We start from the raw sequence: 12,671 nt of genomic DNA on the forward strand, positions 1-12,671 counted from the left end.
CGGCACTCCAACTCTCCATGTTTGCTGATCGTCATTTGGCGGGAACAGACATTGCAAAGCCAGAAGCATTCGATTTGTTTTCCAGGAGGAGCGCTGAATTCGCCCTCATCGCCTGTCCAATACTTACCCATCGACGCCTTTGGAACCACGTAGACTGAGCCATCGTTCATGTATTTCATGCGAGCTGAGCACTTCGGATTGGCGCACTTTGAAAGCACGTTTTATTCCTCTGTTTCATTGAACAGCAGCGGCCTGCATCGCGTTGTGACGGCCATCACCAAGCATTGTGTACGCCGTCACTTTGCGCAAACCAGGATGGTGGGATGCTCTTGCTGAGAGGAGTACTCCCATGTCATTCGTGCTTACGAAGCCTACTCATATCGCAATTAGGAACATTCTGGTTGCAGTTGATTTTTCTCGCTTGTCGGACCGGGCAATGGATTACGCGCTCTCTTTCGCCCGCCGATACGATTCCACTCTGATCGCTGCACATGTAATCAGTCCCGCGCTGTATGCCACGCCTTCCACGGCCTCCATGTTTGGCGGCATTGATCCGTTGCCTTACCTCGACAGCGTCCGACGCGAGCTGAAGCACCGGCTAGAAGAGTTCACAAATACCGCGGCTGATAGTGGAGTGAAGTGCGTTCCCGAATTGGTTGAAGGCGGAATCGCCGAGCAATTGCGTTTCATCGCAGAAGCGCGGGATGCTGATCTAATCGTGATCGGCACACATGGAGCAGAACGGTGGAACCGCCTGGTGATGGGATCGGTAGCTGAGTCCATCGCGCATACTTCCAAGTGCCCAGTACTGACAGTTGGCCCACGTGTGTTCCGGCGTCCTAAATTCGAGGCATCGTTAAGACACGTCATCTATGCCACGGACTTCAGCGCTGACTCGGCCCACGCTGCTCCTTACGCGTTGTCGCTCGCCGAGGAGTACGACGCAAAGATCACTCTCGTGCATGTGCTGCCGCCTGAATTACGGGCGCAAAACGATAGAGAGCGGCTGACGAACTTCTTCAAGACTGAGTTGGAGAAACTCGTTCCCGAAGATGCACAAGACTGGTGCGAACCGGAATTCGTGCTCGAATATGGTGGCAGTGGCGAAGCAATCGTCGAACTTGCGGAAGAACGAGCTGCGGATCTGATCGTACTCGGAACCCGCAAGTCCAATGCCGGCGTGCTGACGTATTTCAAATCCGGAGTGGCGTATCAAGTGATGTGCCGCGCTGAGTGCCCGGTTTTCACTGTAACTGGGGAACAGGAGTACAGAGGCTAATACAGATTTTGGCTTCTGAAAAGGAGGCATTTATGTATAGCAATAGTAAAAACCTGGTAAAGGTTCTCGAAACTGAACTGCGCTTCCTGGATAACGGCGGCTATCGCAATCCCGAGATGTGGCGGCCGCAATTCGTGTTTCTCGATTCTCCGACTTGCGTTCATCCGGCGGGATCGGGCAGACCCGAGGCATGCAGCAACTGTCCCCTGATCGGGTTTGTTCCGAAGGCGCGACGCACAGCGCCAGTTCCATGTCACCACATTCCACTAACGAGAGAAGGATTCACTGTTGATAGCCTCTCTCGCTGGGGAACGCACGAAGAAATGGAAAATGCCCTGCGCAGCTGGCTCAGGGAAAAGATTGAAGCGCTGAACGGAAATGAGGAGCGTTACGCCGACACGCCTGGCAAAGACGAAGAAATCGAAGCGTTCTGTACGGACATGGCCGGGTAAGGCACTACTCCTCTCGACTCACCGGCACAGACCGGCGGCTCCAGCGAGTCGCCGGTTTTATTTTGTTTGCTAGAACGCAAGATCACAGCCCCAAATCGTGCATCGCGGAAATGTCAAGAGTCTTGGAGCATGTCACGGACGGTAAGGACTGGGCATGGCGCGCTGCTGACGACACTATATGTAACTCCGCTGCGGAAATGCGTGCTGAAAACTTTGTCTTTGGGCAACCCAAGGACGATCAGGTCTGAATTGTCTGTTTCGGCAAAATCGACGACTTCCTGCGCGGGATCGCCTTCCGCGATCACGAATTGCGGATCACACCACATTCCGGCATCCGTCGGTGCCAGCCGGCGGAGTTCCTTCTCGCAATATGCTTTGATTCGATCGATGTCTGGCACGTGCGATTGCTTTGGCAGTACATGCAGGAAGGTGAGATGAGCACAGCGCTCGTGAGCAAATGATAGCGCATACGAAACCGCGTATTCAGTTTGCGGAGTGAGATCGGTCGCAAAGAGGATGCGGTCGATGTATTCCGGATCGCGTTCAAGATTTGACACGTGTGGTCCCACGGTGAGCACTGGACACGTCGCGCTTCGCAGGATCAGCTCAGCGGTCGAGCCTAGCAGCAGACGCTGCAGTCCTCTCCAGCCGTGCGTGCCAGTCACGATGAGGTCGATCCCGTGAACGGCTGTCCACCTTTGAATCGCGTACTCGATGATTCCTTCACCTACCAGTACGTGCGAAGTGAGACCAAAGGGCCCAACCATCTGACGCAGTTTCTCTCTGCTCTGCTCCCGAACCTCGTCGAAGTATGTCACCAGTGCTGCGCCTTCCAGGTACACCGGTGGAATGGGAGGTTGGATATGTGCGGGATAGAAGGTTCCATTGTGATGCTTTGCCAGCATGGCCGAGTATTCCATTGCTGTTTGCGAAGCTTCGCTGAAGTCGGTCAGGAAGAGGATGTTTTTGAATGCGATTTGTGTGGAACTCTCAAGAACGTTCATGGTTGTTCTCCTCTCGTTGCAGTTTCTCGATTGCGGCTTCCAGCCAGTTCCGCACGGCTTTGTCCAATTGCTGCTGCGTGCCGTGCTGATATAGCGAAGCGACCGTCGCTCCTTCGGAATCAAGCGGAATTTGATGACAGGGCATTAGAGTTTTGCGCCTGTCCTCAGGGATGAATTCGAACAATGGACAGCGCTCGCATGGCTGGTGAGGAGCACCGGATTCGAAATTCAAACAGGTGGGAGAATCCCGAAAGATCAAAGTGGGCCGCCACTCGCTGCGGAAAGGACGACCGTAGCCTCCGAGCTTCAAGAACGATAGCTCATTGTCCAAAACCTGAAGAGTGCAACGACAGCGGCGGTCCTGCATGGCGGGCCTCCAGTCTTGGACGCCAGTATTGCCGCACGGCCCGCGATGGCGCAGTGACGCAGATCACAGTTATTGATGCCATAAGTCACTTCGAGATCTCAGAACGGGACTTACTCTCTGGAGTCAATGAGCAGGAGTCTCGTATGAGCACTGCGCAGAGTGGCAAGACCAAATCCTTCCGTTCACTTGGATCGCTGTCGATGCTCTCGTCGCTGCCGCAGCCAGTCATTCGGGACCTCGACAGCAAACTCATTCTGGCCAAGCACAGCGCAGGGTCCGTTCTTTACAGACAAGGAGAACTTGCGGAAGGCATCTTCTTTCTCTTTGCGGGAAGGGTGAAGACGTCTGCTCTTGCTATCGACGCAAAGACTGCATTGCTGAAGATTGCAGGGCCGGGAGAAGTGCTGGGTCTGGCTGCTGTCCTATCGGGACGACCGCACCTAACAAGCGCACAAGCGACTGAACCATCATCTGTGGGTTTGCTCCGTCGCGAAGACCTGGCACGCAGCATGCGAAAGTATTCCCAGATAGCTGATGCCATTGCTCAACATCTATCGACGGAATATGTCGAGATTGCAACGGAGACCTTGTTGCTACGCACCCCGTGCAGCAGTTCACAAAGGCTTGCAATTGCGCTGCTACGCCTGGCCGATGCAGATTCGTCATCCCGGCAGCTCGCTCTGACATATACACATGCGGAGCTGGGACAACTCATCGGAGCTTCGCGCGAGACGGTCACCCGGTTGATGAAAAGATTCGAGCGCAGAGGATTCATCGCTACCAAGAAATCCTCATTTCGAATTACCGACCACAGGCTTCTGAAGCAAATTGCGGAGCTAAGTTGACGCTCTTAATTCGGGAATGCCCTGACAGACGCGCATTTGGCACGACAAAAAAATCAGCTCGGATTGTGACGGCGGTCACATATCCTCCGGTGATCCTTCTTTATCATTTGTGCACTCCACATTTTTTATCCCGCTTGCGAGGCCGAACGATGAATCGCAGACGTGTCGCGCTGTGGGTTGTACTTCTATTGCTTCCGCTCGTTTCCTTCGCCGGAGCAGCCAAGCGGGCTAAAGACAAATCGGCCACTTCTTCGGCGCAATCATTGGGTCAGGAACCTGCTAATCACGAGCAACTGACTTCAAATCCTGCCGATCCATCGCTTTATGCTGGGACAGACACCTGCCGCACCTGCCACGACGACATTGCTAAAACCTACGACCACAGTGCGCACTGGAAAACGACGCTCAACCATCGTGGTGTGCAGTATCAGGGCTGCGAGGCATGCCACGGTCCAGGGAAGGCCCATGCCGAGAGCGGTGGAGATATCGCCAAGATCATTCGCTTCAAAACGCTCTCGCGCGAGGAGTCAAGCAAACGCTGCCTGAATTGTCACGAATTTGGAGAAGAGCACGCGAATTTTCTGCGTTCCGAGCACTTGAAGAACAACGTTGGTTGTATTGATTGCCATTCGGCGCATCATCCCAAAGTAGAACGCGCGCTCCTGACCATGGCGCAACTGATGCTCTGTTACGAGTGCCATCTCGAGGTGAAACCGCAGTTTTCCAAACCCAGTCATCACCGGGTGAACGAAGGCCTAATTTCGTGCACTAACTGTCACAATCCGCACGGTGGGTTCCTCACGCGGCAATTACGCGCAACTGCGGCGCAAGATCAGGTTTGCTTCACCTGTCATGCCGACAAAGCAGGACCCTTTGTCTTCGAACATGCTCCGGTGAAAACCGAAGGATGCGTCTCCTGCCACACGCCGCATGGATCCTCGAATCCTCGTCTGCTGAAGCGCAGCCAGGTGAATCTGCTCTGTCTGGAGTGCCACACGCTGACAGTGGATTCTGCGGCTCCCGGCATTCCGTCGTTCCATAACCAGGCGCAAAAGTATCAGGCCTGCACCATGTGTCACGTGGCGATTCACGGCTCCAATTCCGACAGGGATTTCTTCAAGTTCTAGGAAGGATGGCGAGCATGTTCGAGCAGCGGCGTTCATCGATCCGTGCAAAACTCCCAACAATGAACTTTGCGCTGGTGATCCTGCTCACAACTCCTCTGCTGTCACAGCAACCGTCAAGCGCCAACGCTCCGGCCGAGCAGCAGGTCACTCCGGGTGTTGCGGTCGATTCAGCGCGGAAAACTGTGGATCTGCCGGGCTACGATTCCACTGGACAGAACGAAGGAGGAACGCTGGGCGGCTACGAGGTCCGGCAAACCTGGGAATTGGGTGGTCGCGTCGCGAACCCCAGCGGCAATCGCGGGATGTGGGATTCGTATGTGAATCTCGATAGCGGCCCGAGACTGTTGGAGCAGAGTCTCGATATGCACTCGGCGAATCACACTGGATTCCTGTTTGATGATCTCACTTTCGCAAATTTCGGTTACGGCGGGGATCCGAACAATGTGACGCGTTTGCAGATTCAAAAAGGAACTCTCTACAACTTTCAGGGAAACCTCCGCCGTGACAAGAATTTCTTCGATTACGACTTGCTGGCGAACCCGCTGAATCCTTCCACCTCAAATCCGAACCGTCCGGTGCTCGACTCTCCGCATCTGTATGCGACCACGCGGCGAATGAGCGATCTCAATCTCAACCTCTTCGACCAGGCGCCAGTGCGTATCCGGTTTGGATATGGCCACTACATTAACGACGGTGGCGCCTTCAGCACAGTTCACCAGGGCACAGAAGGATTGCTGTTTCAACCGACTCGCAACACCAGCGATAACTATCAGGCAGGGGTTTCATTTCGGATTCTTCCCCGAACCAGCCTGAACTACGACCAGTTCTACACGCACTACAAAAACGATTCGTCCTGGCAGCTCGCGGGGCTACCGTTCACTTTGGCGAACGGCGCGGCAGTCGATTTGGGTCTTCCCTTCAATACCGTTGCGGGACAGCCGTGCGCGACTCCAATCGTGGCCGGAGGCGTCGCGAATCCGGCATGCAACGGATACTTTTCTTACACGCGTTTCAGTCCGATCAGGAACTCCTATCCGGTAGAACAGCTCAGCTTTCAGAGCGCTTACTTCCATGCAGTGGATATGTCGGGGAGGGCGAGCTACAGCGGTTCAGACAGCGACCGCCCGAATTACCTGGAGAATTTCAATGGACTCATTACCCGAACCGGCGGACGCGCATACCAGCAAACCGGACCAGCGAAATCACGAAGGGTGAACACGACCGCGGACTTCGCGACCACCGTCCACGTGACCGATCGATTCCGCATCGTGGATACCTTCCGGTTTTCAAATTTCCGCATCCCAGGAAGTTGGCTGCTGTCAGAAAACGATCTCTTCGGCGCGAACTTGCTGAGCACGCCTAACACTTACAATCCTGCGACTTGTCCTGCGCCTTTTACTGCCGCGGCGTGTCCGCAACACACGGCCAGCTCCGGACCTGACGTGATTCAGTCGACCATCAACAACTTTCTAGGCCAAGACTCGAAGATCAATACCTTTGAACTGGAGTACGACTTCACGAAGCGGATCAGTGCTCATCTCGGGTATCGCTATCAGCGTCGCGACATCAATGTGCGGCTGTCGTACGTTCAGGTGGGGACGTTCTATCCCAATCGCAACACTCGTGGCGGTTGCACGCAGGTGGCTAACAATATTTGCACTTTGACTACTGTTCTTGCCGATGACAACGACTTTACGGAGATTAACGGGCACTCAGGATTATTCGGCCTCTCTGCCCGGCCGACGAACAACTTCCGCATTAGCTTCGAGACGGAGCTGTATTCGGCTGACAATACCTTCACACGCATTGTTCCGCGCCAGTTTCAGGACTACCGCCTGCGAGCTACCTACAAGCCTAAAGACTGGATCAATTTCGGATCAGCTATCGTGATCCGTGAAGGCCGGAACAACGTAAGCGATGTCGGACATCTCGACCACAATCGCAGCTATGGATTTACCGCGTCGGTGACTCCGAACGAGAAGTTCTCGCTCGATCTGAACTACGACTACAACGACGTGTTTTCCCGCACCAACATCTGCTTTGTCACAACGCCGTCTCCGCCAGTATCGATCAGCTGCGGTGGGTCTCCCTTCGCAGCTGAGCTTTCGTTCTATACAGAGACGGCGCACTCGGGCGGCGGCGGTCTGCTGTTTCGTCCTATCCCGCGTGTGACCACAGGTATCGCTTACACAATTACGAGTAGCGTTGGAAGCACGCTGATCCTGAATCCCAATGCGCCTACAGGTCCGCTAAGCTACAACTACCACCTGCCGCAGGCGACGCTGGCGATCGATTTGAATAAGCATTTGACTTACAAGACCGGATGGAATTTCTACGACTACAACGAGAAGTCCGATCCTGGTCCGACAGCTCCGCGCAACTTCCGCGGCAATGTGTTTACACTCTCGATGCGTTACTCGATGTGAGCATGAAGGGAGATTCAAATGAAAGTCTTTCGCCGATTTATCACAACGAGCGTTGTTGTGATGATTCTGACGGCGGCGGTTCATGCCGCCGACCAGAGAGTCCAGGATTTGTACAAATCGAAGTGCCAGGGCTGTCACGGAGCCGATGGCAAGGCAACAGCGATCGGAAAGAAGTTAGGTGCGAAAGACTTCCAAGATCCTGATGTAGCAAAGCTCACGGAGGCCGATCTGGCGAAAGTCACAGAAGAAGGCAAGAACAAGATGCCGGCTTACAAAGGCAAACTCACCGAGGATCAAATCAAGGCTCTAGCCAAGTACATCAAGGAAATGGAATAGCGCGGAGGATGCAGTGCCGGTTGGGTTCATCTATGCGGTACTCATTATCACTGTTATTGTCATTGCTGCCGTCGCGTTTGCACCCGCAATCACGGTCAGCCGCGGGGGTAAGATACTCGCCTTTCTCGCGTTGTTCATCCTGCCTCTGCTGTCTGCCGGACTGGGTTATGAACACCACATGGACAGGTCGAAGCAAACGACCTTCTGCCTTTCATGCCATGTAATGGAACCCTATGGTCGTAGTCTGCATGTTGACGATCCAACGTGGTTGCCCGCTGCCCACTACCAGAACAATCGCGTGCCGCGCGATGAGGCTTGCTACACGTGTCACACCGATTATGTGATGTATGGAACCATCAAGGCCAAATGGCGCGGACTACACCACGTTTACGTCCAATATTTCGGGACTCCCAAGCCTCCGCTGCATCTTTATCACCCGTACAACAACCGAGAGTGTCTGCACTGTCATCTAGGCTCGCGCAGCTTTGAGGAGGGCGCAACCCACAATGCCGATCCGCAGATCATGGCCGATATTAAATCGAACAAGATGTCATGCCAAAGTTCCGGCTGTCACGATCAGATTCACAACACCACGAAGCCGAATCAAGTGAAGTTTTGGAACGGGAAATAGATGGAAATTCAAACAATGAAGATGACAGCGAGACTGCGGATTGCATCGGTGCTCGTATTTATTGGTCTTTTGATTGAAGGGTTCACGCTGATGTGGAACAATCCGATCGCATTCCTAGTGTTTCTTGGAATAGGCGGACTGCTGATGTTCATCGGTATTGTCTTCTATCTGCTTTCTCTCGTGTCGCCACCTGCTACGCAATAGCGGCTCCGTGGAGCACGATGGTAAGAGAATGCTCGTGCGGTGGTTACGCCATGCTCTAGGAACCGGCAGTCAGAGGTGATCTTATGCACGCCAATGTCTTCAATTTTTCGGAATTACTTGCGCGATCCACCGAGCGATACCTTGAATTCGTGCGTGTCCCTTCATTTAGTCTTGGGATTTATGTGCTAGAAAACGGAGCGATCAATAGCAGGCGGTTGCGCAAAAATGGTTGACCTTCCTTCTAAAGAGCCTTAGATTATTTCCCACCACTTTCTAAAGACATTTAAGTTACCAAGGCTGGCGAGAATTTCTGGATGGAGCCGACAGTCCATTTCCCACCGTTTCGCTCGAAGCTGCGCCACGCGCGAGATCATTTCCCGGGCTCTCAGGCGGGAAGCGTCCGCGCTGCCAATTCGCGAGAGCTCTTGCGCCTCCTGCGTCAGCACATGCCCTGTTCACGAGCCGACTTGGTGCGCATCTCGGGACTGACGGCTCCGACAGTTTCTTCGGCGATCGAGAGTTTTCAGCGCAGAGGGCTGGTGCGATTCATCGGGGCCGGCAGGTCGAAGGGAGGGAGGCCGCCGCGCATTCTGGAGTTCAATTCCGGTTATGGCTGCGTGTTTGGCGCCGATATCGGCGGTTCGAGTGTGCGCCTGGCATTGGCGGACCTGGGCGGAAACATCATCGCAAGGATCCATGAAACGCTTCCCGAAAGCGGAACTCCGGGTCAAGTGACAACGCGGATTGCGGCAGCGATCGATCGCTTGCTGCGCCAGCAGCGCATCGCTCCTGAAAAAGTTCTGGAGCTCGCAGCCGGCGCACCTGGCATCACGAACGTGCGCGAGGGCCAGGTTCTCTCTGCCCCGAATTTGCATGGGTGGCATGACGTGCCTCTGGCCGAACTTCTGCGGGACAAAACCGGGATCAGCACAACGATTGAAAATGACGTAAATCTCGGGGCCATTGGTGAAGGCTGCTGTGGAGTCGCTGGGCAGGCCGACAATTTTGCTTTCATTGCCATTGGCTCAGGCGTGGGCGCCGGAATTGTGGTGAATGGCTCGCTCCTGCATGGGGCCCGTTGGTCATCGGGGGAAATCGGCTACATGCAAGTGCCGGGGTTGCCGAGCCAACCTCTGCGGATCAATGGCCTGGGGGCGCTGGAGGAGGCGATCGGTGGCGAAGGCATCAAGCGTGCATGGCTGGCTTGCGCCAACGGCCACGGCAGGCAGATACAGCCTACGGAGATCTTCGATCTTGCCGCCAGCGGCGATGAATGCGCCCAACGAATCTTGCACAGCACGGCGGAGCACCTCGCCGCAGCCATCGTCAACATGAGCCTGGTTTTGGACACGCCCCTGGTTGTCCTCGGCGGAGGAATTGGCAGCCATCCTGTTCTGGTAGAAGCGACACGCACAGCGATTGCGCGTAACGAGTTTGCACGCCCGAAGGTGGTTGCGAGCGGTCTGGGACAGGATGCCCAACTGCATGGGGCGGTTTGGCTCGCGATCCAGGCCGCGGAACAGCATGGATTTCGCCGAAAGTCTGAAAAGCGCAAGCATCTGCGATTTCCGGTGAAGACGCGAACCGGTTGATAACACAGAGGGGCTCTGTGGAGTCCAAGTGTTACGGCAAGATGTTTAAAGATGAAGATGCTTAAAGATGATGCTTCAATAAGTGGCCGACATTGTTCAGGAGGATGGAATGAAAACTTCTAAGTGGCAGCGCGAGGGGATCTTTCGGGGAACCCGATTCTTTGTATTTGCAATAGTTCTCGCCGTGGTTAGTACGAGTTGGGTCACCCAAGCCTTCCCACAATCCGATGCGATTAACGGTACGGTGCGCGGACGAGTCGCGGATGCCTCTGATGCCTCGATCGAAGGCGCCACGGTTGCCATTCACAACTCCGCTACGGGCATCTCCCGAAGCGTGCAGACGGGCTCGGACGGCTACTATGTTTTTCCCAACTTGCCACTAGGCACCTATGACGTAGTCGTCACCAAGGATGGCTTCGCCATGGTGCGAGCCTCCAAAGTCTTGCTGCAGGCCGGCAAGGAGGCGGTGATCGATGCCCGCATGCCGCTGGCGAGCGTCTCGACCACGATTGAAGTCTCCGGTGGCGCGCCGGTGATCGAACCGACACGCGTGAACGTGGGCAGAACGATCGATACCAAGGAAATCGAGAACCTTCCGCTGACATCGCGCAATCCGTACAACTTCATTTTGTTTCAGCCGGGCGTGAGTGGCCATCCCAATCCCGAACTGGGAATTCCCAGAACCATCAATACTAATGGCCTGCTGGACCGCATCAACTACCAGATGGACGGCATGGTCGACAGCCAGCAGGACCGCCACGGGCTTCGCCTCTTCCCAATTTCCGATACGTACGTGCGCGAAGTGCAAACCGTATCAAACAGTTACGCCCCGGAATTTGGCATGACCTCGGGAAACATCTTCAACGTAATCACGAACTCCGGCACCAACGACATCCATGGCATGTTCGAGTACATCCATCGCTGGGTGGACGCGAGCGCCCGCCCGATCCTGCTATCGCCGACGGCGCCGAAGCCGGAATTGAAATTGAACGATTACTCCACCAACGCCGGGGGGCGGGTAATCAAGGACAAATTGTTCTGGTTTGGAGCGTATGAGCATCTTGAGCGCGGCCAGCCAGCGCCGGTGACGATCACTGCGGCGAATGCTGCCCAAATTGGGATTGACCCATCGCTGCTCGTGGCCGGCCCCGGCTTGCTGCATGGCCAGTTTGTCGACACCCGCGTGGATTGGGTGATTAACACGAAGCACTCTGCATTCGTCCGCTACAACTATTTCAGGAACTCATTTCCTTTCAACACCAACGTGGGCGGGCTATTTGCGCTCGATGCCAGTTCCGATTTCAAGGACAAAGCCCACGTGATCGGAATGCAAGTCGTAAGCGCGCTTAGTTCGAACCTGCTGAATGAGTTTCGTTTCTCATGGCCGCTGCGCAGCAACAGCCATTTCCCAGGCACGCTGACGCCTGCTGGACCAGCGGTCCAAATTCAAGGCACTGCGAACTTTAACGGCACCACTGCAGCCGGCGACCAATTCACGGAGAAGATTCCCAACCTGAACGAAAACCTCACTTGGATTCATGGCAAACATTCCTACAAGTGGGGAGGATCCTGGCAGGAGAACGTCGACCTGCAGAAAGCCGATTCGTTCACGCAATACATATTCCCCAGTATCGCCGCCTACCTGAGCGCGAAGTCCGGCGCCAATCCACGGTCCTATACAACTGTGAATGTGAGCAACGGGGGCGCGGTTCCGTCCTATCACTCGGTCTTCTTCAGCCTGTACGGGCAGGACAACTGGCAGTTCACGCCGAAGTTGACGCTGGTTTATGGGCTTCGTTATGACAAGTTTGTGCCTCCACCCTCCGATCCCAATGCTCCCTTTATTTATTCCCGCAACTTCAATTCCCCAGGCGCAAATTTTGCCCCGCGAGTAGGCTTTGCCTATCGGCTGACACCGAAGACGATTGTTCGCGCCTCCGGCGGAATCTTTTACGAATCGCCGGCAACCAACACCTGGTTCAACACGCTGCTGAATAACGGAAATCTCTCGTCAGTATCCTTGGGACCGACTTCAGCTGGGGCTCCGGCGTATCCAACGATCCTCACTTCGGTGGCGCCAACAGGAACTCCAAATGATGTGACCTCGGTAGACCCCAACTTCCGCAATGCCTACACCATCAACACCAGCCTGCAGCTGTCTCGCGAACTCAGCAGCAACGACAGCATCACACTCGGCTACATTCATACGGGAGCCAGGAACCTCGAGTTCCTGAGCAACATTAACCTTATTAATCCGATCGCTAGTCTTGCCGATGGACGGCCGGTTTACAGCAAGAATGTGAATGCCAGCACGAGGCTCTTTCCGCAGTTCAACAACATTCTGCTGCAGCAATCGGGAGCGCGTTCCGTCTATGACGCCGGTGTTATTAACTACACGCATAGACTGT

The 12,671-nt window shown here is 54.8% G+C and carries 12 protein-coding genes; 10 read left to right on the forward strand and 2 right to left on the reverse strand.

All coding sequences use genetic code 11. The annotated features are described in order from the left end of the window. Positions 1-349: 349 nt before the first annotated feature. Together DMG62_00770 and DMG62_00775 are read left to right on the forward strand one after the other, a co-directional pair. Entirely contained in the window at positions 350-1,279 is a 930-nt protein-coding gene (locus DMG62_00770; protein ID PYY24900.1) for a hypothetical protein, read from the forward strand. 32 nt (positions 1,280-1,311) lie between these two features. Continuing rightward, positions 1,312-1,731 carry a hypothetical protein gene (locus DMG62_00775; protein ID PYY24901.1) on the forward strand — a complete coding sequence of 140 codons (420 nt, stop codon included), beginning with the start codon at positions 1,312-1,314 and terminating at the stop codon, positions 1,729-1,731. Between the two features lie 113 nt (positions 1,732-1,844). On the opposite strand, the gene DMG62_00780 is transcribed toward DMG62_00775, so the two are convergent. Together DMG62_00780 and DMG62_00785 are read right to left on the reverse strand one after the other, a co-directional pair. Further along, a complete protein-coding gene (locus DMG62_00780) occupies positions 1,845-2,735 on the reverse strand; it encodes a hypothetical protein (protein ID PYY24902.1) in 891 nt (296 codons plus the stop codon). Continuing rightward, positions 2,722-2,919, reverse strand: coding sequence for a hypothetical protein (locus DMG62_00785; protein ID PYY24903.1), 198 nt, complete (start codon positions 2,917-2,919; stop codon positions 2,722-2,724). The genes DMG62_00780 and DMG62_00785 overlap by 14 nt, the downstream gene beginning before the upstream one ends. Between DMG62_00785 and DMG62_00790 the strand changes: the two genes are divergently transcribed. The 8 genes from DMG62_00790 to DMG62_00825 form a co-directional block, all read left to right on the forward strand. Next, positions 2,919-3,947, forward strand: coding sequence for a hypothetical protein (locus DMG62_00790; protein PYY24904.1), 1,029 nt, complete (start codon positions 2,919-2,921; stop codon positions 3,945-3,947). The genes DMG62_00785 and DMG62_00790 overlap by 1 nt on opposite strands. A 149-nt stretch (positions 3,948-4,096) precedes the next feature. Further along, positions 4,097-5,074 (forward strand): cytochrome C, encoded by a 978-nt coding sequence (locus tag DMG62_00795; GenBank protein ID PYY24905.1) that lies wholly within the window; start codon positions 4,097-4,099, stop codon positions 5,072-5,074. 5 nt (positions 5,075-5,079) lie between these two features. Then, positions 5,080-7,500, forward strand: coding sequence for a hypothetical protein (locus DMG62_00800; GenBank protein PYY24906.1), 2,421 nt, complete (start codon positions 5,080-5,082; stop codon positions 7,498-7,500). Positions 7,501-7,518: 18 nt separating this feature from the next. Further along, positions 7,519-7,836 (forward strand): cytochrome C, encoded by a 318-nt coding sequence (locus DMG62_00805; protein ID PYY24907.1) that lies wholly within the window; start codon positions 7,519-7,521, stop codon positions 7,834-7,836. A 13-nt stretch (positions 7,837-7,849) separates the two neighbouring features. Then, positions 7,850-8,467 (forward strand): hypothetical protein, encoded by a 618-nt coding sequence (locus DMG62_00810; protein ID PYY24908.1) that lies wholly within the window; start codon positions 7,850-7,852, stop codon positions 8,465-8,467. Next, positions 8,468-8,671 (forward strand): hypothetical protein, encoded by a 204-nt coding sequence (locus tag DMG62_00815; GenBank protein PYY24909.1) that lies wholly within the window; start codon positions 8,468-8,470, stop codon positions 8,669-8,671. A gap of 314 nt (positions 8,672-8,985) precedes the next feature. Further along, a complete protein-coding gene (locus DMG62_00820) occupies positions 8,986-10,263 on the forward strand; it encodes a sugar kinase (GenBank protein ID PYY24910.1) in 1,278 nt (425 codons plus the stop codon). A gap of 82 nt (positions 10,264-10,345) precedes the next feature. Beyond that, positions 10,346-12,671: hypothetical protein (locus tag DMG62_00825; GenBank protein PYY24911.1), on the forward strand; the 2,326-nt coding region annotated here is incomplete at its 3' end.

The organism is Acidobacteriota bacterium (genome assembly GCA_003225175.1).
In the GTDB taxonomy this organism is placed as follows: Bacteria; Acidobacteriota; Terriglobia; order Terriglobales; family Acidobacteriaceae; genus Gp1-AA112.